Source organism: Sphingobium sp. B10D7B (assembly GCF_025961955.1).
Classification (GTDB): domain Bacteria; phylum Pseudomonadota; class Alphaproteobacteria; order Sphingomonadales; family Sphingomonadaceae; genus Sphingobium.
On record NZ_JAOQOQ010000001.1, the window covers coordinates 1,907,291 to 1,933,719 of the forward strand.

The window sequence follows — 26,429 nt, forward strand, 5'->3', positions numbered from 1 at the left end:
ATACACATGGATACGGCTCTCCGGTTGCGGGTTTGACTCGCCATGGGAGGGCCGTTCGTGTTTGATCAGCGCCTGGCGTTCCGGGCAACTGGCCGGGTGACTGGATCAGGAGAGTGAAATGCGTCGTGTCGTCGTAACAGGTCTCGGCATGGTTTCGCCCCTTGGCGGCGACGTGGAGACAAGCTGGAAGAACATCATTGCCGGCCGGTCGGGCGCGGAAACGATCACCCGTTTCGACGCGACCGATTTCCACACCAATTACGCCTGCGAAGTGAAGGCCCCGGATCATGAATTCGGCTTCGACCCGAACAAGCGCGTGGATCACAAGGTCCAGCGTCAGGTCGATCCGTTCATCGTCTATGGCATCGACGCGGCCGGCCAGGCTATCGAAGATGCCGGCCTGACCGAAATGAGCGAGGCCGAGCGGCTGCGCACCGGCTGTTCGATCGGTTCGGGCATTGGCGGTCTGCCGGGCATCGAGAGCGAATCGCTGGTGCTGGAGCATAAGGGCCCCAAGCGGGTCTCGCCGCACTTCGTCCACGGTCGCCTGATCAACCTGATCTCCGGTCAGGTCTCCATCAAATACGGCCTGATGGGCCCTAATCACGCCGTCGTTACGGCCTGCGCGACGGGCGTTCACTCGATCGGCGACGCTGCGCGGATGATCGCGCTCGATGATGCCGATGTGATGCTCGCTGGCGGCGCGGAAAGCGCCATCTGCCCGATCGGTATTGCCGGCTTCGGTCAGGCGCGCGCGCTTTCGACCGAATTTCGCGACGAACCCTGGCGCGCCAGCCGTCCGTGGGATCAGGCTCGGGATGGCTTCGTCATGGGCGAAGGGGCCGGCGTGGTCGTGCTCGAGGAATATGAGCGCGCCAAGGCGCGCGGCGCGAAGATCTATGCCGAAATCCTCGGCTACGGTCTCTCGGGCGATGCCTATCATGTGACGGCACCGCACCCCGAGGGCTCGGGCGCCTATCGCGCGATGGAAATGGCCATGCGCAGGTCCGGGCTTTCGCTCGCCGATATCGATTATGTAAACGCCCATGGCACCTCCACCCCGCTCGGCGACGAGCTGGAGCTGGGTGCAGTGCGGCGGCTGTTCGGCCCGGCGCTGGAGACGATGTCTATGTCGTCGACCAAATCGGCCATCGGCCATCTGCTCGGCGGTGCCGGCGCCGTCGAGACGATCTTCTGCATCCTCGCCATGCGTGACCAGATCGTGCCGCCCACGCTCAATCTGGATGATCCCAGCGACAGCTGCCAAGGTGTCGACCTCGTTCCGCACACGGCAAAGCAGCGGAAGGTCAAGGCCGTGCTCAACAACAGCTTCGGCTTTGGCGGCACCAACGCCAGCCTTGTGCTCAAGGCTCTCTGACGGCCGCAATGCGCCGCATCGTCATCACGGTCGCTGCTCTGCTGCTGGCCGGATTGGCCGTTGCGGCGCTTCTCTTTGTCCATGGCTGGTCGAGGCCCGGCCCGCTTGAAGCCGACGCGACGATCATCGTTCCCGAGGGCGCGACGCTGCGCAAGGCGGCCGATGAGCTGGAGGCGCAAGGCGCTATCGGCTCCGCCACCGCCTTCCTTGCCCGTGCGCGGGTGCTGGGCGGCGATGGATCGATCAAGGCGGGCGAATATCGCATTCCCCGGCGGGCGAGCAGCGCCGACATTCTGGGCATTCTCCAGAGCGGCAAGACTCTCGTCCACCTCGTCACCATCCCTGAAGGGATGCCCTCCATCCTCGTACATGAGCGGCTGATGGCCAATGCCGAGCTGACCGGAGACATTCCCGTGCCCGAGGAAGGCTCGGTGATGCCGGACAGCTATGGCTACCAGAAAGGCGAGACCCGCGCGGCAGTGCTGGGCCGGATGCAGGCCGCGATGACGAGCTTCATTGCCGCGCAGTGGCCCAAGCGCTCGGCTGCAACGCCAGTCAAGACACCTTCGCAGGCCCTCACCCTCGCCAGCATCGTGGAGAAGGAAACCTCCATCCCCGCCGAGCGACCGACGGTGGCCGGTGTCTACGCCAATCGGCTGCGCGAGGGCATGATGCTGCAGGCCGACCCCACGATCATCTACCCGATCACCAAGGGCAAGCCGCTTGGGCGCCGCATCCTCCAGTCGGAGATTCGCGCGGTGAACGACTATAATACCTATGCGATGACCGGCCTGCCCAAGGGGCCGATCGCCAACCCCGGACGCAGTTCTATCGAGGCCGTCCTGCGGCCGGCGGCAACGAAAGCGCGCTACTTCGTCGCGGATGGCAAGGGCGGGCATATCTTCGCGGAGACGCTGGCCGAGCATAATGCGAATGTGCGCAAATGGTATGACATCCGCCGTCAACGCGGCGAAATGTGAGCTTTGCTCAGCGGAGCAAACCCCTGCTCCGCAACCGCAGCGCATAGCCCAGTTGCAGCAGCGCAATCAGCACGATGAAGGCCGGGAACAGCGCCGCACTGGTGCCCTTGACCGCCAGCAGATCGTTGCCGATGAAGGAGTAGCTGAACTGGACCAATATGGCGATCAGCGCGATGACCGAGAACCAGACGGCGGCGGCACGCCGTGCCAGAAGGGCAACGGCGCCGGCAAACGCGGCGGCAACGGCCACGCCGTAGCTCAGCCAGGCCCAGCGCGGCATGTTGGCCCAGATTTCCGCCTGATAGGGATCGGCCATGGCCAGCTCTTCGAGATTGGCGGTCGATTGGACAAGGAAGGCGGCGATGCCGATCAGGGTCCATATCAGAAACAGAATAGCCGGAATCCGCGACATGCTCCGGCTGCGATGGTCCCCCACACCCGTCATCACACACCCCCTCCCCATGGCTTGTTGCACGGCCATTTTAGCCCGGTTCTGACATGACGCAAACTGTCCTCGAACTGCCCCGCGGCCCCCTCATCGTCACCGCTCAGTTGAGGAGCGCGGACCAAGCATGGGCCGACGGGCTGCGTCAGACCCATTATCCCGCCGCTCGCAATCAGGTGCCCGCCCACATCACCTTGTTCCACCATCTCCCGCCTTCCCTGCATGCCGAACTGCGGACGATGCTGAAGGGACTGGTCGATCGTCCCCCACCTCCGGCCAGTCTGGGCGAGCCGTTCGGGTCAGGCGGCCTTGTCGCGCTGGCGGTGGAGAGTGGCGAACTTCTCGACATACGCGCCATGATCGCCGAGCGGTTTGAGCGGCACCTCATCCCGCAGGACCACGCACTCAAGCGCCTGCACATCACGGTCCAGAACAAGGTCGCTCCCTCCGTCGCGAAGGAGACGCTGGCGCTGTTGCGGACACAGATCCGCCCTGCCCCTCTTGGCATCGCCGGCCTTGCGGTATGGGTTTATGAAGGCGGCCCCTGGTCTGCCCTGAGCCAGCACCGCTTTCGTCGCTGATCGTCGTCACAAACGAAACGGCCCGCTTCATCACGAAGCGGGCCGCTGCATCAGCCGGGCCTTGCCGGCCGTTTCGTCACAATCAGAACGAGATCGACGCCTGCACATACCAGCTGCGCGGACGTGCGTAGATCTTCTCGGCATAGCCGAGCGTGCCGAGCGACGCATTGCCCTGCACCAGATACAGCTCGTCGAACAGGTTCTGCACGCCGCCGGTCAGCTTCCACCCGGTCGCCTTGTTGGCGAGCGTGACGGATGCATTGCCGACGAAATAGCCGTCCTGCTCGATCTCCGGCACGCTGCCGGTGATGAACTTGAGGCTGGCGCTGTAATTGCCGTCGAAGCGAGGCGTCAGCGTCACGTCGTCGTTGAGCGGGATCTCATAGCCGATGCCGAAATTGCCCTGGAAGGAGGGCGTGAACGGCAGGTCATCGCCCGGCTGAACCGTCGCCGTCGCGCCCGGAACAGGCGTGATGCTCAGGATCTCATCGTTGAGCGTGCTCGCCGCGATGTCGATCCGCAGGCCGTAAGCGCGCGGATGATAGCTCAGCTCGCCTTCAAGCCCGCGAATACGCGCCTTGCCGCCGTTGAACAGCAGCGGCACGACACCCTGACGGAAGATCAGCTGGATATTGCTGTAATCCGCCTGGAAAGCCGCCGCGTTGAAGCGGAAATCGCCGAAATCGAACTTGGCGCCGATCTCGTAGCTATCCACCTTCTCCTCGTCGAACGGCGTCGGCACATTGCCCGGAGGCGCCGCATTGTAGCGGGTGTTGAAGCCGCCCGACTTGAAGCTGCGCGAGTAGGAAATGTAGGTGCTGACATTGCGCGTCCACGAATAGCGCACGCTCGCCGAGCCGGTCAGCGCAGAGAAGCTCTGCGAATAGGGGCCCGGATAGATGAACAGCGGGCCACCCTGCGGGATCGCCAGCGTCGGCAGCGGATCCGGGTCCGGCAGCGTGGCTGGGAACAGGTTGAACACGATGCCGTGATATTTCTTCTTGTCCCGCGTGTAGCGCAAACCGCCAGAAATCTCGAGATTCTGGATCGGCTTGACCGAAAGCTCGCCGAATACCGCGATGGAATCCGTTTCCAGATCAGAAACCTGCAGGTCGCGCGAGCCGGGGCCGCCTGCCAGCAGGGACCCGATGACCGGCGGCGACGGCGGGAAGGCCAGCGGCACGGTCGCCCGCTCGTTGGTCTTCTCATTGAAGTAATAGCCACCGATGATGCCGTTGAGCACCGGCGATTCATACTGCAGCTGGAGTTCCTGGCTATACTGGTCGGACTGCGAGCCCACATCCGTGGTGATCAGCAGCAGCGGGGTATTGTCCGCATCGCGCACGCCGCGCGACTGGGTGGAGCGATAGGCGCTGATCGACTTCAGCAGGACATTAGAGGTCACATTCGCGGTGACCGTGCCCGAGACGCCCCAGACTTCCGAAGTACTCAGCACCGGGGCCGTGCCGCCATTGACGAACGGGCCCTTGTCCTGGAAATTGTTGGCGCAGCGAGCATCGTTGATCTGCGGCACGTTCGGCGCACCGAAGCGCGGATCGCCCGGCGTGAGCGGCGCGAACGGGATGGTCGCGCCGGGGCAGCCGGCCGCCACGCTCGCGATCGCCGCGACCGGTGCGTTCCGGTTCACGCCGGCGAAGACGAACGGCGCACCGTTCTCGTCCCGCTTGGTGTAGTCACCGCGGATGTTCACCTTGATGTCCGGGCTGGCTTCCCAATAGAGCGCGCCATTCAGCGTCGCGCTATCGTCATTGCCGAGATCAATGCCGTCATATTCGCGGATCACATAGCCATCGCGCTTGCGGAAACCGCCCGAGACGCGCGCCGCCAACGTGTCGCCCAGCGGAATGTTGAGGGCGGCAAAGCCTTCCATCAGACTGTCCGAACCAAGGCGCAGGCGCACATCCGCACCAAACCGGCCCAGCTCAGGTTGCTTGGTGCGCACGAGAATGGCACCGCCAATGGTGTTGCGGCCGAACAGCGTGCCCTGCGGGCCGCGCAGCACTTCAACGCCGGCGATATCGCCGAAGTCGATGGCGCCACCGACGGCGCGGCCGACATAGACTTCATCCAGATAGATGCCCACGCCCGGATCGACCGCCGCCGTGGGATCGAGCTGGCCGATACCGCGGATGAACACCACCGTCGCGGCGGAGTTGCCGGAGAGCTGGCCCGCCGTCTTGAACTGGAGGTTGGGTGTGATCGTCTCGAGATCGGACGTCTGGTTAATCTGACGGTCTTCGAGCACCTGCGCATCGAAGGCGGAGATCGCGACCGGCGTATCCTGCAGGGATTCGGCCCGGCGACGCGCGGTCACGATGATCGTGCCGGCATCCGATTCCGTATCCATCGCCTGGGGCGTCTGGGTCGCGGCCGTATCCTGCGCCAAGAGCGGCGTGGAGATCAGCGCGCCGAGCGCTGCGCCAATGAGAAATGGGGCTTTCATGATATCCTCCCTGTGGTTTCTTGGTCGGCGCAGCGAGGCCGCGCGTGCCCCGGAGGGCATTGACCTGGCCGCGAAAATAAGCCCATCATGCGCAACTAGCAATGCGGCATAACAATCAGTGCGCGGCTGTGATATACGCGCAACACACCGTTAGCTGGGAAATGATTTTCGGGCGGGAAGCCATAGCCATGAGGCAACCGCAAGCATGAGGAGGGGAGCGATCGACCAACCTGCCGAACCGTCCGATGCTCTTTCGCTCGGTCTTCTGGGCGATCTAGCCGGCTATCATCTTCGCCGCGCCTTCGCGGTAATGTCTGCGGACTTCTCCCGCACCTTTGCCGATAGCGACATGCGGCAAGTGCTCTTTGCTGTGTTGTCGGTCGTCTCTGCCAATCCCGGCATCAGCCAGGGCCGGGTGGGCACCGCGCTCGGCATCAAGCGCACCAATATGGTGACCCTGGTCAATCAGCTCGTCGCGCTCGATTTCGTGACGCGCCGGCCTTCGACAGCGGACCGCAGGGCGTTTTCCCTTACGCTGACGGACAAGGGCGCCGCCGCCTTCACCGAGGCCGCCGCACGCATCCGCCGCCACGAAACCCAGCTTCTGGCGCATCTCGATTCACGAGAGCAACAGTTGCTGATCGATCTGCTGCGCAAGATCAGGCCGGTGGGCGCCGAGGGCTTGTCCCCCTCGGACGCGCTCGACGTCAGCCGCTAGGCGACGCCGACCTCTTTCAACGGGATTTCGCCATCCGCCAGTTGCGCCCGGTCCAGGCGGCTCCCGGCGACGACATGGGCGCGGCCCTGCACATAATCCTTGGTGCGGTTGACGCAGTCGAGCGCGATGACATGCCCCTGCCGCAGATAGACGACCGAGAAGCTGCGCGAAGCCGGGTCGCCGCGCACGATGCACTCGTCGAAATCCAGCGACAGGCCGATCGTCTGCAAGCGCAGATCATATTGGTTGGACCAGAACCACGGCACCGCCTCGTAGGGAGCGGGGTTGCCCATGATATGCTGCACGGCCGTGCGAGCCTGATCATTGGCATTCTGCACCGATTCGAGCCGCATCCGGCGCCCCGCCGCAAAGCGGTTCTCATGCGCGGCGCAATCGCCGATCGCGTAGACGTCAGGCAGCGAGGTCTCGCAATATTGATCGACATCTACGCCGTTGCCGCCGCTCGCCCCCGCGAGAATCAGCGGCCCGGTCTCCGGCACAATGCCGATACCGACGATCACCGCATCAGCCGGGATCACCTCGCCATCGGCCAACCGAACGCCGGTGGCCTGCCCCTGATCACCGGTCTCGATGGCATCCACCGAGGCCGAAAGGCGCACGTCCACACCATGGGCGCGATGTTCCTGCGCGAAGAAGTCGGACAGTTCCGGCCCGGCAACGCGCGCCAGCAGCCGCTCCTGCGCCTCCAGAAGCGTGACCTGCTTGCCGAGCTTGCTCAGCACTGCCGCCGCTTCAAGGCCGATATAGCCGCCGCCGACGATGGCGAACCGCTCCGCCGTGGGCAGAATGGCCATCAACCCATCGACATCGGCGCGCGACCGCACGGTGAACAGGCCGCTCGCCGTCGAGCCCGGACAGGACAGCCGCCGGGCCGAGCCACCGCCCGCCCAGATCAGCTTGCCATAGGAAAATTCCGTACCCTTGGCTGTGACCACCTGATGCGCGACCGGATCGATCGTCTTGACCCGTTCCCCGAGGAACAGCGAAATCGCCTGATCCGTCCAGAAGTTGGCCGGGCGCAGCAGGATGCGCTCGAAGGTCTTTTCGCCGGCCAGATAGTCCTTGGACAGCGGCGGACGCTCATAAGGAAATTCCGGCTCATCGCCGATCAGGCCAACGGAGCCCTCATATTTGAGCTGGCGAAGCAGGATCGCCGCCTGCGCACCGGCATGGCCTCCCCCCACGATCAAGCAGTCGAAATGCTGCACGTCATCTCCCCAATGCAAATTACCCCGCGGCCTTGCCAGAGAAACGAAGGTGCCGCAATCGAACGGTCAACCATTGACCATCCGATTTCGCCTGCGTATAGCGCGCCGGCCTGACGCCGCAAGGCGGCAGCAAGCCCTTGGGGCGGAGTAGCTCAGCCGGTTAGAGCAGCGGAATCATAATCCGCGTGTCGGGGGTTCGAGTCCCTCCTCCGCTACCATCCTTTCAGCATCGTAGATCGCAAGCCGCGCCTTGTCCGAGGCTGGAAGAGCGCGCCGTAGACGTGGCGCGCCCTCCCCTGCTCAGACGAGTTCCTGAAGGTCTGCCGGGCTGAAGCCCTTGAGATCGCTCCACGCCTGCTGCTGCACCTTGCGGGGCCATTGCGGATCGCTGATCAGCGCGCGGCCCACGGCGATGAGGTCGAATTCGTCGCGCTCCATCCGCTCGATGAGGCGATTGAGCTCCACGCTTGTCGAGCTTTCACCGCCGAAAGCCGCCAGAAACTCGCCCGAGAGGCCGACGGACCCGACGCTGATCGTCGGCGCGCCGGTTAGCTTCTTGGCCCAGCCAGCAAAATTGAGGCCGGCCTCGCCGTCGATCTCCGGGAATTCAGGCTCCCAGAAGCGGCGCTGCGAGCAGTGGAGGATATCGACGCCGGCATCCACCAGCGGCTGCAGCCAGTCCTCCATCTCGGCAGGCGTCGCGGCCAGCCGGGCGGAATAATCCTGCTGCTTCCACTGGCTAACGCGCAGGATCACCGGGAAATCTGGCCCGACGGCCGCGCGAATGGCGGCGACGACCTCACCGGCAAAGCGCGCCCGCTCGCGGATGGTAGATCCGCCATAGCGATCCTCGCGGACATTGGTGCCGGACCAGAAGAACTGGTCGATCAGATAGCCATGGGCGCCGTGGATTTCGATGGTATCGAAGCCGAGGCGCTTGGCGTCGGCGGCTGCCTTGGCGAAGGCCGCCACGGTATCGGCGATATCCTCCTCGGTCATCGCGACGCCGCGCGGTTCGCCGGGCGCGAGCAGACCGGAGGGGCTTTCCACCGGCGCGTCCGGCTCCCAGCCGCTACCGGTGCGAGTCGAGCCGGTATGCCAGAGCTGCGGGCCCATTCGCCCGCCGGCGGCATGGACCGCCTCGATCACCCCCGCCCAGCCGGCCAGGGCCGCCTCGCCATGGAAGAACGGAATGCCCGGATCGTTGCGCGAGGCTGGCCGGTCGATCACCGTGCCTTCCGAGAGAATGAGCCCTGCCCCGCCTTCGGCCCGCCGCCGGTAATAGTCCGCATTGGGCTGGCCAGGGATGCCGCCAGGCGCCTTCGCCCGCGTCATCGGCGCCATCACGATGCGATTGGGGAGGGAGAGCGATTTGAGTTGAAAGGGCCGAAAAAGTGCGTCGCCAATGCCAGGCATAGCCGGTAACTCCAGGGTTCAGAGTGGGTCGTCGGCTTGGTAGATAGGGGCGCGACGCCAAATGCCAAATGCCTGGGAGGATTTGCCGGCAGCGCCCCATCAGGCAGACCCAGCCACAAGCGCGGTCATCTGGCGTTCAGGCTGGGATGCGATACCTGCGGCGTGCCGACCGACCGCCTGTACGCGCAACCAACCCGCGCGCTCATCTTCCGCCAAGGCCGGCATTTCCGCCCGACCATCATTGCCCTGAGTTTCAGGGTGACCCCGCACGCAATGGGCAATAGACTGGCATCATGACCTTTTCCGATATCTTCCGGCCCATCGTTTCCGCGACCGTTGTCCTCGGCCTGATCGCTTCGGCGCCACTGGCCGCACAGGGCGAGGTGCCCGGCCTTCTTCAGCCGCAATCCAAGGCGGGCGAGCCGACGCTCAAGCCCACCGTTCCGGCCGAGCGCCCGTGGCTCTACGAGAAGAGCGACGTGCCCATCGACCCGGCATGGCAGTTCGGCGTGCTGGACAACGGCCTGCGCTATGCGGTGCGCCGCAACGATGTGCCGGCCGGACAGGTATCGATCCGCGTGCGGGTGGATGTCGGCTCGCTGATGGAAGAGCCTGCCGAAGCCGGCTTTGCGCATTTCATCGAGCATCTCTCCTTCCGTGGATCGCGGGATGTACCCGATGGCGAATCGAAGCGGATCTGGCAGCGGCTGGGCGCCGAGTTCGGCAGCGACAGCAACGCGCAGACCACGCCCACCGGCACCACCTATGCGCTCGATCTGCCGCGCGCGACCAACGAAGGCATTGACGAGAGCCTGCGCATTCTCGCCGGGATGATGCAGCAGCCCAACATCAGCAAGGCGCCGGTGGAGGCCGAGCGCGCCGTGATCCTCGCCGAGCGGCGCGAGAGCCTTGGCCCCGGCGCCCGGCTGGGAGACGAAATCCGCGCCTTCTATTTCGCCGGCCAGCGCCTCGCCAGCCACAGCCCCATCGGCACCGAGCAGACCCTGCTCAAGGCGACGCCGCAGGCCCTGCGTGCCTTCCACGACCGCTGGTATCGCCCCGACCGCACCGTCATCGCCATTTCCGGGTCCATGGAGCCGGCCGCGCTCGAAGCGATGGTCCGCGCGCATTTCTCCGGCTGGAAGGCCAAGGGCCGCGCGACGCCGCTGCCCGACTTCGGCAAGCCCGATCCCTCCGCCCCGGCCACGAAGGTGATCGTCGAGCCGAGCGTGCCCTATAGCGTGGGCCTCGCTTATCTGCGGCCATGGGTGTTCAACGAGGACACGATCGTCTTCAACCAGATGCGACTGGCCGACATGGTCGCGCTGGAGCTGATCAATCGGCGCCTCGAAGCCGTGGCCAGCGACGGTGCGTCGTTCGTGCAGGCCAATGTGTCGCTGGATAACAGCATGCGCTCGGCCAATGCGACCTATGTGACCATCGTGCCCAATGGGAGTGATTGGGAGAAGGCGCTGCAGGAAGTGCGCGCGATCATCGAGGATGCTCGCCGGGTCGCCCCCAGTCAGGTCGATATCGACCGCGAGTTTCAGGGCATGGAAGCAGGCTTCGCTGCGCTGGTAGCCAGTGCAGCCATTGAGGGTAGTCCCCAGCAGGTCGAGAGCATTGTGCAGGCGGTGGATATTCGCGAGACGGTCGTGTCCCCGCAGGACCAGCTCGCCATCTACCAGTCCTCCAAGAAATATATGACGCCCGAGCAACTGCTCGCGGCGACCAACCGGCTTTTCTCCGCCACGGTGGAACGCGCGCTGCTGAGCCTGCGCGCGCCGCAGGACAATGCCGAACAGCGCCTGCAGACTGCCTTCAGTGCGCAGGTCGAGCCCAATTCCCGCGCCCGCCTGAGCGATTCGCGGGTGACCATGGCCGCGCTGCCCAAGCTGCCCGCGCCGGGCAAGGTCGCCTCGCGCACTGACCTCGGCGTGCTGGGCATCCAGAACGTCACGTTTGAGAATGGCGTTCGCTTGCTTGTCGCCGGCAATCAGGCCGAACCGGGGAAAGTGCATATCAATGTGCGCTGGGGCCATGGCCGCCAGAGCTTCGCGCCGGACGAGCGCGCCGCCTTGTGGGCGGTGCCCTATGCGCTGACTGCCAGCGGCATCGGCGACCTCGGCCAGCGGGAACTGAACGATCTGATGAGCGGCCGCCGCCTGTCGCTGAACTTCGGCATCGATGACGATGCGTTCACGCTCAGCGGCACGAGCAGCCCGCAGGATTATCCCGATCAGCTGCGCCTGTTCGCCTCCAAGCTGGCCTTCCCCCGCTGGGATGAGGCCCCGCTGCGCCGCTCCATGGCGATGCTTGAGGCTAGCTATGATCCGGTGCCGGCCTCCGCTGCGGAAGCCATTGGCCGCGATCTTGAATGGATGCTGCGTGACAAGGATGCCCGCTTCAGCCCGGCCTCTCCGGATGATCGCACGGCGTTGACGCTGGATACCTTCCGCAAGGTCTGGGCGCCCCGCCTCGCCAACGGCCCCATTGAAATCCAGGTGTTCGGCGATCTCGATGTCGAGCAGGCAATTGCCGCCGTGGCCGCCAGCTTCGGCGCTTTGCCCAAACGCGCGGACGCACCGCCACCGGCGCGCAACCTCGCGCTCAACTTCCCCGCTCATGTCGCGACCCCGGTTCGCATCGTCCATGACGGGCCGGACGAACAGGCCGCCGCGATCATCGCCTGGCCGACCGGCAGCGGCGTCGCCGACATTCGCGAGAGCCGCCAGCTTGAGATGCTGGCCCGCATCATCACCGACCGGCTGTTCGAGCGGCTGCGCTCCATCGACGGTGCGGCCTACACGCCTACCGCATCGAGCAACTGGCCGGAACGGATGAACGGCGGCGGCTTCCTGGTCGTGCAGACCCAGCTGAAGCCCGAGCGCATCCCTTATTTCTATCAGCTCGTGGATGAACTGGTGCGCGATCTGACCACCAATCCGGTGACGGAGGATGAACTCAACCGCCAGATCGCGCCGGTGCGTCAATTGTTGACGCGCGCGGCCTACAGCAATGCCTTCTGGATGGACCAGTTGCAGGGCTTCTCCCGCGACGAGAACCAGCTTGGCTATGCGCGCGCCCTTGGACGTGACCTCACCAGCATCACGCCGGCCGACCTGCAGGCGCTCGCTGCCCGCTATCTCGTGCCGGAGAAAAGCTGGTCCGCGGTGATTCTGCCCGAGAGCGCGCCGGCCCCGGCGCTCGGCACATCGGCCGGATCGGCATCCGCTCCGACGCGCTAGGGGCCAACTCGCCCCTTGCACGAGCGCCGGGGACGGCCCAAATGGGAGGCAGTCGCATCCCTGGCCGGCGCGCGTTCAAGCCGGCCTCCGTCCTTCGCGCGAGAGCCAGCATGTTCATCGAAACCGAGCAGACCCCCAATCCCGCAACCCTGAAGTTTCTGCCGGGGCGCCCGGTCATGACCTCGGGCACGCGCGATTTCGCCAGCGCAGACGAGGCGACGGCCTCGCCGCTCGCCGAGGCGTTGTTTAACCTCGGGGATGTGACCGGCGTGTTCTTCGGCCGGGATTTCATTTCGGTCACGGCAGCGCCGGGCGTTGCGTGGAGTTCGCTGCGCACCGACGTGATCGCGATCCTGCTCGACCATTTCTCGGCGGACATGCCGCTGTTCGCGCCGGGCACGGCGCACGATATCCGCGTTCCGGCGGAGAATGAGGACGATGGCGCCATGCCCGGCGACGACCCGGCCGATGCCGACATCGTCGCGCAGATCCGCGAACTGATCGACACCCGCGTGCGCCCCGCCGTCGCCAATGATGGCGGCGATATCGTCTATCGCGGCTTTGAGCGCGGCACGGTCTTCCTGCGGATGCAGGGCGCATGCGCCGGCTGCCCCTCCTCAACCGCGACACTCAAGAACGGCATCGAGCAGCTGCTCAAGCATTATGTGCCGGAAGTGACCGAAGTCCGGGCCGTGTGAGCCGATCGATGCGCCGGATCGTTCCCCCACGCGCACGATGAGCCAGCCCTTGGCGCAGCGCACGCTCATCATCGATTGCGCCACGCCGGCGCTCTCCATTGCCCTGTTCGATGGCGACGGGCTGATTGACGCGACGCATCGCGAGTTGGGGCGCGGTCATGCCGAAGCGCTGCTGCCCGCCATCGCTGCGCTGCCCGAGGGCGGGCGCGCTGACGCCATTCTCGTGGACATTGGCCCCGGCAGCTTCACCGGCGTGCGCGTGGGGCTGGCTGCCGCGCGCGCGCTGGGCTTCGCATGGCAGGTGCCTGTGTCCGGATATGGCTGTCTCGATCTGGTCGCCGCCATCGCCCGCGCCGAGCTTGCACCGACAGAGCCGTTCGCAGTGACAATGGTCGGCGGACATGGCGAAATCTTCTGGGCGGAAGCGGCATCGCCCGTCACACCCGACAGCCCGCCCCTCATCGTCCGATCCACGCCAATCGACGAACTGGCGGCGTCTCTCAACGTCGACCTGCTCGTCGGCTCGGGTGCCCAGACGCTGGTCGATGCCGGCGCGCGGGGCCAGCCCGTTCCGTTGCTTCCCGATGCCCGCGCGGTATTCCGCCTGCCGGTCACGCAGCGCACCCGCCCGCCCGTGCCGGATTACGGACGCGGGGCAGACGCCAAGCCTATGGCTGCCGCAAGCAAGCCCAGACCAGCGCCGGTTCGCTGATGCAGGACAAGGAGGCGCTCCGCATCGTGGCCAGTCTCGATCCTTGCATGGACGAGATCGGCGCCGCCATGCAGGTGATGTCTGCCGCCTTCCCACCGGAATTTGGCGAAGCATGGTCCTCTGCGCAATTGATGGGCATGATGCAGTTGCCCGGCTCCATTCTGGTGACTGGCTACACCCATGCCGGACCGGTCGGCTTCGGCCTGATCCGCAGTATTGCCGGCGAAGCGGAGCTTCTTTTGCTTGCCGTCCATCCGGATCATCGTGGGCGGACACATGGCCGCCGATTACTTGATCGCTGCATGACAGAGGCCGAGGGAACCGGCGCAGAAACAATTTTTCTGGAAGTGCGATCAGGGAATCCAGCTCTTCATCTTTATATCAAAGCCGGCTTTCATCAGTATAATGTTCGACTTAACTACTATTGTGGATCGAACGGTTCCCGGTTTGATGCTTTGAGTTTGAAACTCGTTTTGGGACAGTCAGCGTCCTGAGTCCGAAACTTCTCTTGCGCTCATCGTTCAATCCCCATAATGTTTAATGGTAGAATATAGCCTAAGAATAGCGATTCTACGGGTCGCAAGTTGATAATGGGAACTTCATATGTCCGATACTAACGCTCAAGACGAAGTGCTGATCACGCTCACCTCGGATATCGTGGCTGCCCACGTATCCAATAACAGCGTGGCTGTGTCGGACGTGCCGACGCTGATCCAAAATGTTTACAGTGCGCTGGCCGGTCTTCAGCAGGACGTCCCGCCGCCGCAGCCCAAGCAGGAGCCGGCCGTATCTGTTCGTTCTTCGATCAAGCCCGATTACATCGTGTGCCTGGAAGACGGGAAGAAGCTGAAGATGCTCAAGCGGCATCTCATGACCCATTATCAGATGACGCCGGAAGACTATCGCGCCAAGTGGGGCCTCCCCGCTGACTATCCGATGGTCGCGCCCAACTATGCCGAGCAGCGCCGCACGCTGGCCAAGAAGATCGGCCTCGGCACCACGCGCAAGCGCGGCCGCAAATAATCCCGCGCCCCGCGCGCGAATACAAAAATCGAACGATGCCGCCTTTGCACAAGGGCGGCATTTTTCTTGTCCGCCAATCGTCAAAAAGCCGAAATTGCGGGTTCCAGAACGGGCAAATTCAGCTACACAGTCCCCATGTCCCGGACGATTGACATAGAAGCGCTGTGCGCAGAGCGCGGCCTGCGCATCACCGAGCAGCGGCGTGTGATCGCCCGCGTGCTTTCCGAAAGCGAAGACCATCCCGATGTGGAAAAGCTGCACGAGCGCGCCTCCGCGATCGACAGCAATATCTCCATCGCCACGGTGTATCGCACTGTGCGCCTGTTCGAAGAGGCAGGCATATTGGAGCGTCATGATTTCGGCGATGGCCGCGCGCGCTATGAGCCGGCGCCAGAAGCCCATCACGATCACTTGATCGACGTGGAGTCGGGCAAGGTCGTGGAGTTCGTGGACCCGGAGCTGGAGCAGCTCCAGCGCCAGATTGCCGAGAAGCTGGGCTATCGGCTCGTGGATCACCGCATGGAGCTCTACGGCGTCTCGCTCGATCGCGATCGCAGCAAGGACTAAGTGAGCCGCCTGCGCGCGCTCGCGAGGCTTGCGCGCCTGATCGGCGTCGTCATTGCCTGCGTCATCCCGCATCTTCTCGCCCGGCGCCGCGGCGTTTCGCCCTGGCCCCAGCGCTTTCTCGCGCGCGCCGCGCACGCGACGGGCTTTGACGTCCGCATAGAGGGCACGCCCTTGCTGCACGATGTGTTCTTCATCGCCAATCATGTGAGCTGGATCGACATATTGGCGCTGGGCGGCGCCACGGGGACCGCGTTCATCTCCAAGGACGATGTCGCGCGCGCGCCCATCCTTGGCTGGCTCGCCGCGCAGAACAATACCGTGTTCATCACCCGCGAGCGGCGCGGTACCGTCGCCGGGCAGATCGACGCCGTGCGCACCGCACTGGCCGCGCATCAGCCCATCGCGCTGTTCCCTGAAGGGACGACGGGGGATGGCCAGTCTCTGCTGCCCTTCAAGCCGGCGCTCTTTTCGGTTCTTCTCCCGCCGCCCCGCTCGATCCTCATCCAGCCGGTCGTCATCGATTATGGCGCGGGAACCGATCTCGTCGCCTGGAAGGAGGGCGAGAGCGGCATCGCCAATGCGCTCCGCATCCTCGGCGCGCGTGGCCGGCGCACCCTGACGCTGCGATTCCTCGATCCATTCGATCCCGGCGATCATCCCGATCGCAAGGCGCTGGCCGCCAGCGCACGCGCGAGGCTTGCCGCGGCCATGGGCCTGCCCGGCTGAACGGCAGGCCCCGCAGCGGCCTGCCCTTCCCCCCTCGTCCTAACGGCTGTATAGGCGCGGGCATGACCCAGACCCCACCCAAGACCTACCATGTCAAATCCTTCGGCTGCCAGATGAACGTCTATGATGGCGAGCGCATGGGCGAGTTGCTGGCGGCGCGCGGCATGACAGCGGCGGGCGATGGTGCCGAGGCGGATCTGGTGGTCCTGAACACCTGCCACATCCGCGAGCGGGCCGCCGAGAAGGTCTATTCGGACATTGGCAGGCTGCGGCGGGAGGACGGCACGCGCCCGATGATCGCGGTCGCCGGCTGCGTGGCGCAGGCGGAAGGGTCGGAAATCACCCGGCGCACCAAGGCCGTCGATATCGTCGTCGGCCCACAGGCCTATCACCGCCTCCCCGGCCTCATTGACGATGTGGTGGCGGGCCGCGAAGCCGTCGATACGGACATGCCGGCCGATTCCAAGTTCGACGTGCTGCCGGGTCGCGCGCGCCGGTCGGCGCCATCCGCCTTCCTGACGGTCCAAGAGGGGTGCGACAAGTTCTGCACCTATTGCGTGGTGCCCTATACGCGCGGCGCGGAAGTAAGCCGCCCTTGGAACGCCATCATGGATGAGGCGCGCGCGCTGGTCGATGCTGGCGCCTGCGAGATCACCCTGCTCGGCCAGAATGTGAATGCCTGGTCCGGCGAAGACGAAGCCGGTCGCCCGCAGGGGCTGGACGGGCTCATCCGCGCGCTGGACAGGCTGCCCGGCCTTGCACGCATCCGCTACACCACCAGCCACCCCAACGACATGACGCAGGCACTGATCGATGCCCATGCCGAGGTACCGGCGCTCATGCCGTTCCTCCACCTGCCCGTGCAGGCCGGATCGGACCGCATCCTCAAGGCGATGAATCGCAGCCACAGCCGCGACTCCTATCTGCGCATCATCGAACGCGTCCGCGCGGTCCGGCCGGATATAGCCCTGTCCGGCGATTTCATCGTCGGCTTCCCCGGCGAGACCGATGCCGAGTTCGAGGAGACGCTGAGCATCGTCAACGAGGCGCGCTACGCGCAATGCTTCAGCTTCAAATACAGTCCGCGCCCGGGCACGCCTGCAGCCGATATGGAAGGCCAAATCGCGCCAGAGGTGATGGACGAACGCCTCAAGCGCCTGCAGGCCGCGCTGAACGTTCATCAATTGGCGTTCAATCAGGCCAGCGTCGGCCAGCGCACGACCATTTTGCTGGAGCGCAAGGGGCGGCACGCCGGGCAACTCATCGGCAAGACGCCTTGGCTCCAGTCGGTCCATATCGATGGCACGAGCGCGGCCATCGGCGATCTGATCGCGGTGGATATTCTCTCGGCCGGGCCCAACAGCCTCGCCGGCGCGCTCGCCAGTCCGCTTGCCGCCTGAGGTGGGCGGGCGCGGGCAACGGTCCCCTGAAAACACCGCTTCACCTCTTTGCAGAATACGCCACCGTGCCCGCGCGGCATGTGAACGGCTTCACTCAGTGACGATCTCGAGGGTATGAAGTTTTCCCGCTTTTTCAGCTTTTCCGGCCATGATCTCGCCATCGATCTGGGCACCGTCAACACCTTGGTTCACGTCGCCGGCAAGGGCGTCGTCTTGAACGAGCCGTCCGTCATCGCGATCGAGACGATCGCGGGCGTCGGCCATATCAAGGCCGTCGGCAATGAGGCCAAACTGATGCTGGGCAAGACGCCGGAAGGCGTGCGCGCCCTGCGTCCGCTGCGTGATGGCGTGATCGCCGACATCGAAATCGCCGAGCAGATGATCAAGCATTTCATCGACAAGGCGCTGGGCAGTGCCCGCATGGGCCGCAACCGCGTGGTAGTCGCGGTGCCCTCGGGCGCGACGATGGTGGAGCGCCGCGCAATCCGCGACGCCACCTCGCGCGCAGGCGCTGCCGACGTGCAGCTCATCGAGGAGCCCATGGCAGCGGCGATCGGCGCGGGCTTGCCAGTCGTGGACCCGATTGGCGCCATGGTCGTCGACATTGGCGGCGGCACCACCGAGGTGGCCGTACTGTCGCTGAGCGGCATCGCCTATAGCGGCTCGGTGCGTGTCGGCGGCGACAAGATGGACGAAGCCATCTCCTCCTACGTCCGGCGCCATCATAATCTGATGATCGGCGAGATAACGGCCGAGCGCGTCAAGCAGCAGATCGGCAACGCGATGACGCCCGACGGCGCCGGCATAACCCTGGGTGTGCGCGGGCGCGATCTGGTCAATGGCCGTCCGGTCGAGATCGAGATCAGCGAAGCCCAGATCGCCGAGGCCCTGCGCGAATCGATCAACCAGATCGTCGGCTCGGTGATGACCGCGCTGGAGGAAACCCCGCCAGAGCTGTCCGCCGACATTATCGACGAGGGCATCACTCTCACAGGCGGCGGTGCGCTGCTGCGGGGCATGGACGAGGCCATTGCGGTCGCGACGGGCTTGCCCGTCAAGATCGCCGAAAACCCGCTGATGTGCGTGGCGATGGGCGCCGGCCGGGCACTGGAAGATTCGATCTACGACGGCGTGCTGGCCCCGGCCTGAGGTTCTCCGTCCGAGCAGGTGGCCGGGCGCGCCTTCCAATCGCCATTTTACCTGTCGGTGGAACCCGCTAGTCATGCGCGACACTGCTGGGGAGAGGATATGGCGCAGTCGCCGGAAGCCGCCGCGCTCGCGGCCAACAAGCAACTTGTGCTGGCGATGTGGCACGACGTCATCGACGGCCGCAACATCGAGGCTGCGGGCAAATATATCGCGCCCGATTACATCCAGCATTCGCCCGGCATCGGCCAGGGCCTGGCAGCGCTCATCGCCTTCCTGCGCACCGAATTTCCAGACATGCAACCGCTGGAGCCGGGCACCTATCCGCTGACCCGGTTCGAATTCGTCCTCGCCGAGGGCGACCTCGTCCAGCTCATGTTCCAGCGGCATTTGCCGGACCCGCACGATCCCAAGCGGCTCACGCCGGTCTGGTGGTACGACACCTATCGCATTCGCGATGGCCTGATCGTGGAGCATTGGGATTCGGCGCAAAGTTAGCGGATCGGACGACGAATTGCGCTCCGCCATGCGCCCTTCTCCCCTTGCGGGAGAAGGATACGCAGCCTTGCCGCCGTCAGGCGGGTAGGCGCAGTTGGATGAGGGGTGGCGGATTTCCGATCAGCGCGATCCGGCGGATCGCATACCCCTCTCCCAGCTTCGGCTAGGTAGCCCGCTGCCAAGCCTGCGCGTCCCTCTCCCTCAAGGGGAGAGGGACGCGCCAACGACATCGCCACCATTTGTGCGGCGCAAATCCGCCGCCCCTCTTTTCACCTCAAGGGCGAGACTTCCCGCTTGTCGCTCCCCCCGCCCTTCTGGCATGAAGCTTGGCAATGACAGACACTCTCATCGCGCCCCGCGCCCTGAGTCGACCGCTTGGTCGCCCGCTTGCCTAAGCGCCCCGTGCCCGCCCAGGCCGGAGAACGGGCCCGCCTCGAACTGGTCTTCGACAAGCCGTTTCTGCTCGGCGCCTTGTTCGGGGAATATGACCAGAACCTCGTGGCCATCGAGAACCGCCTCGGCGTGTACATCTCCGCACGGGGGAACAAGCTGCAAATCGAAGGGAATGCGGAAGGCGCCGCTCGCGCCCGCGATGTCCTTCAGGGGCTCTACAATCGCCTCGCCGCTGGCCAGACGGTCGACAGCGGCGCGGTGGAGGCGGTGATCGCCATGTCCGCCGAGCCGACGCTCGATGGCATCATCCGGCATGATGTGTCGGAGCCGCCCAAGGTGATGATCCGCACCCGCAAGAAGACCATCGTGCCGCGTTCGGCCAATCAGGGCGTCTATATGGACGCGCTGGCCCGCCACGAGCTGATCTTCGCCCTCGGCCCGGCCGGCACCGGCAAGACCTATCTCGCCGTCGCGCAGGCAGTGAGCCAGCTCATCACCGGCTCTGTGGACCGCCTGATTCTCTCGCGCCCTGCCGTCGAGGCCGGCGAGCGCCTGGGTTTCCTCCCCGGCGACATGAAGGAGAAGGTCGATCCCTATCTCCGCCCGCTTTACGATGCCCTCTACGACACGCTCCCCGCCGAGCAGGTAGAGCGGCGCATCGCCTCAGGCGAGATCGAGGTCGCGCCGCTCGCCTTCATGCGTGGCCGCACGCTCGCCAATGCCTTCATCATCCTCGATGAAGCGCAGAACACGACCATCGCGCAGATGAAGATGTTCCTCACCCGCTTTGGCGAAGGCAGTCGCATGGTCATCTGCGGCGACCCCAAGCAGGTCGATCTACCGCAGCCCGGCGCATCTGGCCTCGCCGATGCGGTCGAGCGGCTGGAGGGCATTGAAGGCATCGCCGTCACCCGCTTCACCACCGCCGATGTGGTGCGCCACCCCATCGTCGGACGGATCGTCGCGGCTTATGAGGGCCCGAATGCTTGAAGTGCTGACCGAGGCCAGCCCCGAATGGGCCGAGAAAACCGACTGGAACGCGCTCGCTGATCGAGCCGTGCGCGCCGCACTCGCGCAAACTTCGCAATCGGTGATCATCGACAGCGATGCCTGCGTCGAACTCTCCATCCGGCTCGCTGACGATGCAGAAGTCCAGCAGCTCAACGCCTCCTTCCGGGGCAAGGACAAGCCGACCAACGTCCTCTCCTTTCCGATGATCCAGAGCGACCTCATCGAATCCATCGAAAATAGCGACGATGGTGAAGTGCTGCTCGGCGACATCATCCTCGCCTACCAAACCTGCGCCCGCGAGGCGCTGGAACGCGCGGTTTCGCTGGAAAATCACGCGACACATCTCATCGTTCACGGCACGCTCCACCTGCTCGGCCACGATCATGAAAATGATGCCGAGGCCGAGGCGATGGAGCGCCTTGAAATACGAGCCCTTGAAACGCTGGGCATTGATGATCCATATGGGGATCGCGAGCCCGGCATGAACGGGCCGATTGACGAAACAGGGAATTGATCCAGAAGATGTCGGAGACATCCGCACCGTCCCCCTCCAAAGAGGGCGACAGTAGTAGTAGCAGCGAAGGCGGACGAATATGGCAGGGCCTCAAAGCCCTGCTTTTCGGCGATAATGGATCGACCAGCCTCAGGCACGAGCTTGAGAGCGTCATCGAGCAATATGACGATCAGGAAGATGAGACGTCCCGTAAGGGCGACCTCACCCCGATCGAGCGTCAGATGCTCCGCAACATGCTGCATTTCAGCGAGCATACTGTGGACGATGTCGCCGTGCCGCGCGCGGACATCATCGCCATTTCGCAGGATGCCAGCTTTACGGAGCTGATGGCGCTTTTCGCTCAGGCCGGCCACAGCCGCATCCCCGTCTACAAGGACACGCTCGATCATGTCACCGGCATGATCCACATTCGCGATGCCTTCGCCATTCTGGCACGCGGAGAAGCGCACCCGGAGTCGCTGGAGACGTTGATCCGTCAGCCACTCTATGTGCCGCAGAGCATGGGCGTGCTGGATCTGCTCGCCGAGATGCGCGCCAAGCGCACCCATCTCGCGATCGTGCTCGATGAATATTCAGGCACGGACGGGCTGCTGACCATCGAGGATCTCGTCGAGGAAATCGTCGGCGATATCGAGGACGAGCATGACGAGGAACCCGAGGCGCTGCTGGTGCCGCTGGAAGACGGCATGTGGGATGCGGACGCGCGCGCCGAATTGGAAGACATCGCGCGGACCATCGATCCGCGCCTTGCCGAGGTCGATTCGGACGTCGACACCATCGGCGGCCTCGCGTTCGTGATTGCGGGCCGCGTGCCGGAGACCGGCGAGTTCATCGAGCATGAACCAAGCGGATGGCGCATCGAAATCGTCGAAGCCAATCCGCGCCATGTCGCGCGGGTGCGCCTGCATCCGCCCGAGGCACTGGCCGACGATCTGGAGCAGTAGGCCAAGGCCGCCGCGAGGTTCGCCGGCGGCCGGTCTAACGCGATCCTAAGCGGCGCGCGCCGCTGGCCTGGCCATGTCACTCTCTGCGATCAGCCCTGCCATGACCTGTGCCAGCCAGCGCGCATCATCCTCGGCGCGGTGGCGCCGCGCCCGCTGACGATCCGCCGCGTCGAGCAGCCGCGTCAGAACGGTGCGATCCGTATCATGAAACAGGCGAAGCTCGGCGAGGCAGCGGATCGGCAGATGCGTCGCTTCGCCCGCTGCAGCAAAGAGCGTGCGCGACCACGCATCATCGAAATAGCTGTCGGCAATCACCTCATGCCCAGCCACGGCCGCGCGCAATTGCCGTGCGACGCAGCGGGCGTCCAGCCCATCGCGCTCAAGCTGCGCGCGCGAAATGCCGTGCAGGCTCTCGGCTTCCTCGCTCCACTGCCAGTCGGCCCAGTCCGCATGAGGACGGATCAGCCAGGAGCGGCTCCAGCCTTCGGTGCTGGCAATGCCGACTTCAATGGGGAAAGACCGGCCATATTGCGGCAGGCAGGACGCTTCAAAATCAACGGCGATGACGGCCATGCGACATACTCACATAAGGAGCTGCCCCATCACGCTCCATCCTCACCCGTACAGGACGCCCGTTGCCGGATTTTGTTCCTGCCTTTTCTGACCCTGGAAACAGGTCTAGCGGACTGAGGTTAAGATTTCGCGTCATGCCCGGCGCTTCGGGCGCGGGCTGTCAGTTGCTCATCGATGCGGGAGCAGCGCGCCGACGATCTGCCGGTCTTCCTGCCGCAGCACACCCCAGGCGCGCGCCGCCGCGCGGCTGTCCATGGCCTCCACGCCGATCCCCATGGCTTCGACGGCGCGGACGAACGCTGCTGAGGGCCTGACCAGCCTGGATCCAGTGCCGAGCAGGAGAAATTCCGCCGGCGGGTCGAGATCGAGGATCGGGCGCAGCATCTCAATTGTCAGTTGGTCGATCGTCGTCGGCGCGTCCCACGGGACAACGCCAGCCGGATCGATCAGGATGCCGCTGTCGAACACATGATCGCGCACGCGAAAGCCGCGCCCGGCAAAGCCGGTGATAACCGGGCCTGCTGGCTTCTCGTCGCGGAGCAGTTCCACGCTCTTTCCTCCCCGCTCGACGGATGCCGCGAGATCAGCGCGGCATCGTCTCGTTCTTGAGGGTCCGCTCGGCGCCGGCCACCTGACCGCCCGCCTTAGCAACGAAGCTGTCCGAGCCGACCTTGGTCCACACCAGCAGCGGTGCCGACATGTACATCGACGAATAGGTGCCGACGAAAATGCCGAACAACATCGCTGCGGTGAAGCCGAAGATCACTTCCGGCCCGAGGAGCAGCAGCACGACCAGCGTGATGATGATCGTCAGCGAGGTCATCACCGTGCGCGCCAGCGTCTCGTTGATCGAGAGATCAAGCAGCGGAACCAGCTCCATCTTGCGATATTTGCGCAAATTTTCGCGGATACGGTCATAGATGACGATGGTGTCGTTCAGCGAATAACCGATGATCGTCAGCAAGGCCGCGACGATGTTCAGGTTGAACTCCATCTGGGTGAGCGCGAACAACCCGAAGGTGAGCGCCACGTCATGGAACAGCGCGAACAGCGCGCCGAGGCCAAACTGCCATTCGAAGCGGAACCAGATGTAGATGGAGATCGCCAGCATCGCGAAGAACATCGACCAGGCACCGGTCTGGAACAACTCGCCCGAGACCTTGCCCGACACGGTGTCGACGCTGCCGAACTTGGCGTCCGGGTGACTCTTGAGGATTGCCGCCTTGAGCCGCTCGGCGGCTTGGTTCGCGGCATCCTCGCCGCCCTCGGGCAGCGACGTGCGGATGGAGACATCCTGGGCCGAACCGAACTGCTGGATATTCACCTCGCCGGCCACCGCTGCGTCGACCGTGCCGCGCAGCGCATCGAGATTGACGGGTTGCGAGAAGGTAACCCGCATCATCTGACCGCCGACGAAATCGACGCCCAGATTGAGGCCGCGCGTGGCGACCAGAGCAATCGACGCGATGATCGAGATCATGCTGATCGCCATGGCGACATGGCGCCACTTGAGGAAGCCGATGTTGGTGTTGTCCGGGACAAGCTTGAGCAAGCGCATTGGTCTTGTGCCTCAGATCGTCAGTGTCGTCGGCCGCTTGCGCAGCCAGAAGGAAGCGAACAGGCGCGTCACCGTCACGGCCGTGAAGACCGAGGTGAAGATGCCGATGGTGAGCACGACCGCGAAGCCCTTGATCGGCCCGGAGCCGAAGTAGAACATCAAAGCGGCAGCGATCACGTTGGTCGTGTTGGCGTCAAAGATCGCGCGCTGCGCTTCCTTATAGCCTGTCTCGACGGTCTGCATGATGCTACGCCCCCGTCGCTGCTCCTCGCGGATGCGCTCGTTGATCAGCACGTTGGCGTCCACCGCCGCGCCGACCGTGAGCACGAACCCGGCTATGCCCGGCAGGGTTAGCGTCGCATTGAACAGCGCCATGATGCCGACGATCATCAGCACGTTGAAGATCAGTGCCAGGTTCGCGTAGATGCCGAAGCGGCCATAAGCCATGACCATGATCAGCAGCACCGCAGCCGTTGCCACGCCGCCGGCGATGATACCCTTGCGGATGGAATCAGCGCCAAGATCCGGCCCGACCGTACGTTCTTCCACCACCGTCAGTTTCACCGGAAGCTGGCCGGAGCGCAGCGCGATCGCCAGCTGGTTGGCGCTTTCCACGGTGAAGTTGCCGCTGATCTGCGCCGATCCGCCGAGGATGGGCTCGTTGATGTTGGGCGCCGAAAGCACCGTGCCATCGAGGATCATTGCGAACGGCTTGTTCACGTTCTGCTGCGTGGTGCGCGCGAACTTGTTGGCACCCGAGCTATTGAAGCGGATGCTCACCACCGGCGCATTGGTCTTGGGATCATAGGATTGCTGGGCGTCGATCAGCTCATCGCCCGCCACCATGGTCTGCCGCTTCACCGCGATGACCGGCTGGCCGAGTGGATTGTCTGGATACGGCACAAGCACGCTGCCCACCGGCGCGATGCCACGCGCCAAGTCGGCCGGATTGGCCGTCGTGTCGACCAGCTTGAACTCAAGCTGCGCGGTCTGGCCGAGCAGATCCTTGAGCTGAGCGGGGTCCTGAAGGCCCGGCACCTGCACGACGATGCGATTGCTGCCCTGGCGGATGATGGTCGGCTCGCGCGTGCCCATCTCGTCGATGCGCTTGCGGATGACTTCCGTCGCCACTTCCATGGCGCTCTCGACGGCTGCGTTGATGCCGGCCTCGGTCGGCGTCACGACGATGGTGCTGCCATCGCGCACCTGCACGTCGAAATCGCGCTGGCCGGTAAGCCCCGCACCGCGCGTCAGCGGACGGATGCGCTCGACAGCGGCGTCAACCTGCGTGACATCGCGCACCATGAAGCGCAGCGCATCGCCCTGCGTGGACATCTCGCCAATGGCGATGCGGCTGTCAGCCCGCCGCAGATCGACGCGGATCGCTTCCTCGATATTCTGGATGCGCTGGCGCGCCACGTCCTTCGTGTCCGCCTCGAGCAGAATGTGACTGCCGCCGGAGAGGTCGAGGCCCAGATTGACGCGCGCCTGCATGAAGCTCGGCAATTGCGAATAGGTCCGGTCGGGCAGGAAGCTGGGCACGGCATACAGGCTGCCGACGACCAGCGCCACAAGGACGAGCCAGATCTTCCAGCGGGGAAAGTCGAGCATGGCCCGTCAGTCGTTCGCGGGCTTGGCGGTCATCGGATCGACGACATCGCTCAGGGTCGCCTTGACCGCCTTCACCTTAATGCCCTGGCCGAGCTCGACATCCACATAGGTGTCGTCCACCCGGGTCACCTTGCCGACAAGGCCGCCGCCGGTGACGACCTGATCGCCCTTCTTGACCGCCCCGATCTTGGCGCGATGCTTCTTCATCTGCTGCTGCTGCGGGCGAATGAGCAGGAAGTAGAACACCGCAAAGATCAGGATCAGCGGAACGAAGCTCATGAAGCTGGCCATTCCGGAAGAGCCCGGTGCAGCGGCGGCGAGTGCAAAAGTTGTGAACATTGCGATCCTTGAGCAGGGCAATCAGCAGATGGATGAACAGCGCGCCCCGCAGATGCGGCCTCACACACACTGTTTCAAGGGCGCGCGGCTAGCATATCGCCCCGGTGCAGGCAACCGAGATCGCCGGGCGCCCTTCCCCCGCGCTGCCGCCGCGCCGCGCGCCGGCCGAGCAAAGCGCCCCGAGCAATCGCCCCGTCACCCCGCCCCGCCTGCCGGTCCCCAGCAAAATGAAAAATCATGCGCAAGGAGGCGCCAAC

Annotated in this window: 26 protein-coding genes and 1 tRNA gene; 18 read left to right on the forward strand and 9 right to left on the reverse strand. The window is 64.7% G+C overall.

Annotated elements, in window-relative coordinates; translation table 11 throughout:
* Positions 1 to 118: 118 nt before the first annotated feature.
* Both fabF and mltG read left to right on the forward strand, forming a co-directional pair.
* Positions 119 to 1,378: a beta-ketoacyl-ACP synthase II gene (fabF, locus tag M2331_RS09045; protein WP_181559974.1), complete on the forward strand. Its 1,260-nt coding sequence runs from the start codon at positions 119 to 121 to the stop codon at positions 1,376 to 1,378.
* 8 nt (positions 1,379 to 1,386) lie between these two features.
* The gene (gene mltG, locus M2331_RS09050) at positions 1,387 to 2,358 is read left to right on the forward strand and encodes an endolytic transglycosylase MltG (protein WP_181559975.1); all 972 of its coding nucleotides are present in this window, start codon (positions 1,387 to 1,389) and stop codon (positions 2,356 to 2,358) included.
* A gap of 7 nt (positions 2,359 to 2,365) precedes the next feature.
* On the opposite strand, the gene M2331_RS09055 is transcribed toward mltG, so the two are convergent.
* The gene (locus tag M2331_RS09055; protein WP_181559976.1) at positions 2,366 to 2,770 is read right to left on the reverse strand and encodes a sugar transporter; all 405 of its coding nucleotides are present in this window, start codon (positions 2,768 to 2,770) and stop codon (positions 2,366 to 2,368) included.
* Between the two features lie 86 nt (positions 2,771 to 2,856).
* Here M2331_RS09055 and M2331_RS09060 point away from each other — a divergent pair, with 86 nt between their 5' ends.
* A complete protein-coding gene (locus M2331_RS09060) occupies positions 2,857 to 3,384 on the forward strand; it encodes a 2'-5' RNA ligase family protein (protein WP_181559977.1) in 528 nt (175 codons plus the stop codon).
* 82 nt (positions 3,385 to 3,466) lie between these two features.
* Here M2331_RS09060 and M2331_RS09065 read toward each other — a convergent pair whose 3' ends face one another.
* Complete coding sequence (locus tag M2331_RS09065) at positions 3,467 to 5,848, reverse strand: TonB-dependent receptor (RefSeq protein WP_181559978.1); 2,382 nt, start codon at positions 5,846 to 5,848, stop codon at positions 3,467 to 3,469.
* Positions 5,849 to 6,053: 205 nt separating this feature from the next.
* Here M2331_RS09065 and M2331_RS09070 point away from each other — a divergent pair, with 205 nt between their 5' ends.
* Positions 6,054 to 6,566, forward strand: a complete 513-nt coding sequence (locus tag M2331_RS09070) for a MarR family winged helix-turn-helix transcriptional regulator (RefSeq protein WP_181559979.1) — start codon at positions 6,054 to 6,056, stop codon at positions 6,564 to 6,566.
* Here the strand turns inward: M2331_RS09070 and M2331_RS09075 are convergent.
* Positions 6,563 to 7,795, reverse strand: a complete 1,233-nt coding sequence (locus tag M2331_RS09075; protein WP_181559980.1) for an NAD(P)/FAD-dependent oxidoreductase — start codon at positions 7,793 to 7,795, stop codon at positions 6,563 to 6,565. The genes M2331_RS09070 and M2331_RS09075 overlap by 4 nt on opposite strands.
* Positions 7,796 to 7,936: 141 nt before the next feature.
* Between M2331_RS09075 and M2331_RS09080 the strand changes: the two genes are divergently transcribed.
* Positions 7,937 to 8,013, forward strand: a tRNA-Met gene (locus M2331_RS09080).
* Positions 8,014 to 8,095: 82 nt separating this feature from the next.
* Here the strand turns inward: M2331_RS09080 and M2331_RS09085 are convergent.
* Positions 8,096 to 9,211, reverse strand: coding sequence for an NADH:flavin oxidoreductase (locus M2331_RS09085; protein WP_181559981.1), 1,116 nt, complete (start codon positions 9,209 to 9,211; stop codon positions 8,096 to 8,098).
* Between the two features lie 293 nt (positions 9,212 to 9,504).
* Here M2331_RS09085 and M2331_RS09090 point away from each other — a divergent pair, with 293 nt between their 5' ends.
* The 13 genes from M2331_RS09090 to M2331_RS09150 all read left to right on the forward strand — a co-directional run bounded on the left by M2331_RS09090 (position 9,505) and on the right by M2331_RS09150 (position 22,091).
* Complete coding sequence (locus M2331_RS09090; protein ID WP_181559982.1) at positions 9,505 to 12,459, forward strand: M16 family metallopeptidase; 2,955 nt, start codon at positions 9,505 to 9,507, stop codon at positions 12,457 to 12,459.
* A 110-nt stretch (positions 12,460 to 12,569) separates the two neighbouring features.
* The gene (locus M2331_RS09095) at positions 12,570 to 13,157 is read left to right on the forward strand and encodes a NifU family protein (protein ID WP_181559983.1); all 588 of its coding nucleotides are present in this window, start codon (positions 12,570 to 12,572) and stop codon (positions 13,155 to 13,157) included.
* Positions 13,158 to 13,194: 37 nt separating this feature from the next.
* Positions 13,195 to 13,869, forward strand: a complete 675-nt coding sequence (gene tsaB / locus M2331_RS09100) for a tRNA (adenosine(37)-N6)-threonylcarbamoyltransferase complex dimerization subunit type 1 TsaB (protein WP_181559984.1) — start codon at positions 13,195 to 13,197, stop codon at positions 13,867 to 13,869.
* Positions 13,869 to 14,363 (forward strand): GNAT family N-acetyltransferase, encoded by a 495-nt coding sequence (locus tag M2331_RS09105; protein WP_264592347.1) that lies wholly within the window; start codon positions 13,869 to 13,871, stop codon positions 14,361 to 14,363. Before tsaB ends, M2331_RS09105 begins: the two co-directional genes overlap by 1 nt.
* Before the next feature lie 109 nt (positions 14,364 to 14,472).
* Positions 14,473 to 14,892, forward strand: coding sequence for a MucR family transcriptional regulator (locus M2331_RS09110; protein WP_181559985.1), 420 nt, complete (start codon positions 14,473 to 14,475; stop codon positions 14,890 to 14,892).
* Between the two features lie 135 nt (positions 14,893 to 15,027).
* Complete coding sequence (locus tag M2331_RS09115) at positions 15,028 to 15,459, forward strand: Fur family transcriptional regulator (RefSeq protein ID WP_181559986.1); 432 nt, start codon at positions 15,028 to 15,030, stop codon at positions 15,457 to 15,459.
* Entirely contained in the window at positions 15,460 to 16,185 is a 726-nt protein-coding gene (locus tag M2331_RS09120; RefSeq protein ID WP_181559987.1) for a lysophospholipid acyltransferase family protein, read from the forward strand.
* 50 nt (positions 16,186 to 16,235) lie between these two features.
* Complete coding sequence (miaB, locus tag M2331_RS09125; protein WP_181561445.1) at positions 16,236 to 17,585, forward strand: tRNA (N6-isopentenyl adenosine(37)-C2)-methylthiotransferase MiaB; 1,350 nt, start codon at positions 16,236 to 16,238, stop codon at positions 17,583 to 17,585.
* Positions 17,586 to 17,699: 114 nt separating this feature from the next.
* Positions 17,700 to 18,734, forward strand: coding sequence for a rod shape-determining protein (locus tag M2331_RS09130; protein ID WP_181559988.1), 1,035 nt, complete (start codon positions 17,700 to 17,702; stop codon positions 18,732 to 18,734).
* 99 nt (positions 18,735 to 18,833) lie between these two features.
* A complete protein-coding gene (locus M2331_RS09135) occupies positions 18,834 to 19,229 on the forward strand; it encodes a nuclear transport factor 2 family protein (RefSeq protein ID WP_181559989.1) in 396 nt (131 codons plus the stop codon).
* 387 nt (positions 19,230 to 19,616) lie between these two features.
* Complete coding sequence (locus M2331_RS09140) at positions 19,617 to 20,612, forward strand: PhoH family protein (RefSeq protein WP_181559990.1); 996 nt, start codon at positions 19,617 to 19,619, stop codon at positions 20,610 to 20,612.
* The gene (ybeY, locus tag M2331_RS09145; RefSeq protein WP_181559991.1) at positions 20,605 to 21,147 is read left to right on the forward strand and encodes an rRNA maturation RNase YbeY; all 543 of its coding nucleotides are present in this window, start codon (positions 20,605 to 20,607) and stop codon (positions 21,145 to 21,147) included. Before M2331_RS09140 ends, ybeY begins: the two co-directional genes overlap by 8 nt.
* An 8-nt stretch (positions 21,148 to 21,155) precedes the next feature.
* Positions 21,156 to 22,091, forward strand: a complete 936-nt coding sequence (locus tag M2331_RS09150; protein ID WP_181559992.1) for a hemolysin family protein — start codon at positions 21,156 to 21,158, stop codon at positions 22,089 to 22,091.
* A gap of 45 nt (positions 22,092 to 22,136) precedes the next feature.
* On the opposite strand, the gene M2331_RS09155 is transcribed toward M2331_RS09150, so the two are convergent.
* The 5 genes from M2331_RS09155 to yajC form a co-directional block, all read right to left on the reverse strand.
* Positions 22,137 to 22,664, reverse strand: coding sequence for a hypothetical protein (locus tag M2331_RS09155; RefSeq protein WP_181559993.1), 528 nt, complete (start codon positions 22,662 to 22,664; stop codon positions 22,137 to 22,139).
* A 168-nt stretch (positions 22,665 to 22,832) separates the two neighbouring features.
* The gene (locus M2331_RS09160) at positions 22,833 to 23,213 is read right to left on the reverse strand and encodes an Mth938-like domain-containing protein (protein WP_181559994.1); all 381 of its coding nucleotides are present in this window, start codon (positions 23,211 to 23,213) and stop codon (positions 22,833 to 22,835) included.
* Positions 23,214 to 23,247: 34 nt separating this feature from the next.
* Positions 23,248 to 24,222, reverse strand: coding sequence for a protein translocase subunit SecF (secF, locus tag M2331_RS09165; RefSeq protein WP_181559995.1), 975 nt, complete (start codon positions 24,220 to 24,222; stop codon positions 23,248 to 23,250).
* Positions 24,223 to 24,234: 12 nt separating this feature from the next.
* Positions 24,235 to 25,833, reverse strand: a complete 1,599-nt coding sequence (gene secD / locus M2331_RS09170; protein ID WP_181559996.1) for a protein translocase subunit SecD — start codon at positions 25,831 to 25,833, stop codon at positions 24,235 to 24,237.
* 6 nt (positions 25,834 to 25,839) lie between these two features.
* A complete protein-coding gene (yajC, locus tag M2331_RS09175) occupies positions 25,840 to 26,172 on the reverse strand; it encodes a preprotein translocase subunit YajC (protein WP_181559997.1) in 333 nt (110 codons plus the stop codon).
* Positions 26,173 to 26,429: the final 257 nt, after the last annotated feature.

What these genes read in the sequence shown, in the direction of transcription:
- M2331_RS09135 (WP_181559989.1), top strand. Translation starts at nt 18,834, where the DNA reads ATGGCGCAGTCGCCGGAAGCCGCCGCGCTCGCGGCCAACAAGCAACTT.
- M2331_RS09085 (WP_181559981.1), bottom strand. Translation starts at nt 9,211, where the DNA reads ATGCCTGGCATTGGCGACGCACTTTTTCGGCCCTTTCAACTCAAATCG.
- mltG (WP_181559975.1), top strand. Translation starts at nt 1,387, where the DNA reads ATGCGCCGCATCGTCATCACGGTCGCTGCTCTGCTGCTGGCCGGATTG.
- M2331_RS09060 (WP_181559977.1), top strand. Translation starts at nt 2,857, where the DNA reads ATGACGCAAACTGTCCTCGAACTGCCCCGCGGCCCCCTCATCGTCACC.
- M2331_RS09065 (WP_181559978.1), bottom strand. Translation starts at nt 5,848, where the DNA reads ATGAAAGCCCCATTTCTCATTGGCGCAGCGCTCGGCGCGCTGATCTCC.
- M2331_RS09110 (WP_181559985.1), top strand. Translation starts at nt 14,473, where the DNA reads ATGTCCGATACTAACGCTCAAGACGAAGTGCTGATCACGCTCACCTCG.
- fabF (WP_181559974.1), top strand. Translation starts at nt 119, where the DNA reads ATGCGTCGTGTCGTCGTAACAGGTCTCGGCATGGTTTCGCCCCTTGGC.
- M2331_RS09130 (WP_181559988.1), top strand. Translation starts at nt 17,700, where the DNA reads ATGAAGTTTTCCCGCTTTTTCAGCTTTTCCGGCCATGATCTCGCCATC.
- yajC (WP_181559997.1), bottom strand. Translation starts at nt 26,172, where the DNA reads ATGTTCACAACTTTTGCACTCGCCGCCGCTGCACCGGGCTCTTCCGGA.
- M2331_RS09070 (WP_181559979.1), top strand. Translation starts at nt 6,054, where the DNA reads ATGAGGAGGGGAGCGATCGACCAACCTGCCGAACCGTCCGATGCTCTT.
- M2331_RS09105 (WP_264592347.1), top strand. Translation starts at nt 13,869, where the DNA reads ATGCAGGACAAGGAGGCGCTCCGCATCGTGGCCAGTCTCGATCCTTGC.
- M2331_RS09055 (WP_181559976.1), bottom strand. Translation starts at nt 2,770, where the DNA reads ATGTCGCGGATTCCGGCTATTCTGTTTCTGATATGGACCCTGATCGGC.
- M2331_RS09090 (WP_181559982.1), top strand. Translation starts at nt 9,505, where the DNA reads ATGACCTTTTCCGATATCTTCCGGCCCATCGTTTCCGCGACCGTTGTC.
- tsaB (WP_181559984.1), top strand. Translation starts at nt 13,195, where the DNA reads ATGAGCCAGCCCTTGGCGCAGCGCACGCTCATCATCGATTGCGCCACG.
- M2331_RS09155 (WP_181559993.1), bottom strand. Translation starts at nt 22,664, where the DNA reads ATGGCCGTCATCGCCGTTGATTTTGAAGCGTCCTGCCTGCCGCAATAT.
- M2331_RS09095 (WP_181559983.1), top strand. Translation starts at nt 12,570, where the DNA reads ATGTTCATCGAAACCGAGCAGACCCCCAATCCCGCAACCCTGAAGTTT.
- M2331_RS09115 (WP_181559986.1), top strand. Translation starts at nt 15,028, where the DNA reads ATGTCCCGGACGATTGACATAGAAGCGCTGTGCGCAGAGCGCGGCCTG.
- secF (WP_181559995.1), bottom strand. Translation starts at nt 24,222, where the DNA reads ATGCGCTTGCTCAAGCTTGTCCCGGACAACACCAACATCGGCTTCCTC.
- secD (WP_181559996.1), bottom strand. Translation starts at nt 25,833, where the DNA reads ATGCTCGACTTTCCCCGCTGGAAGATCTGGCTCGTCCTTGTGGCGCTG.
- ybeY (WP_181559991.1), top strand. Translation starts at nt 20,605, where the DNA reads ATGCTTGAAGTGCTGACCGAGGCCAGCCCCGAATGGGCCGAGAAAACC.
- M2331_RS09150 (WP_181559992.1), top strand. Translation starts at nt 21,156, where the DNA reads ATGTCGGAGACATCCGCACCGTCCCCCTCCAAAGAGGGCGACAGTAGT.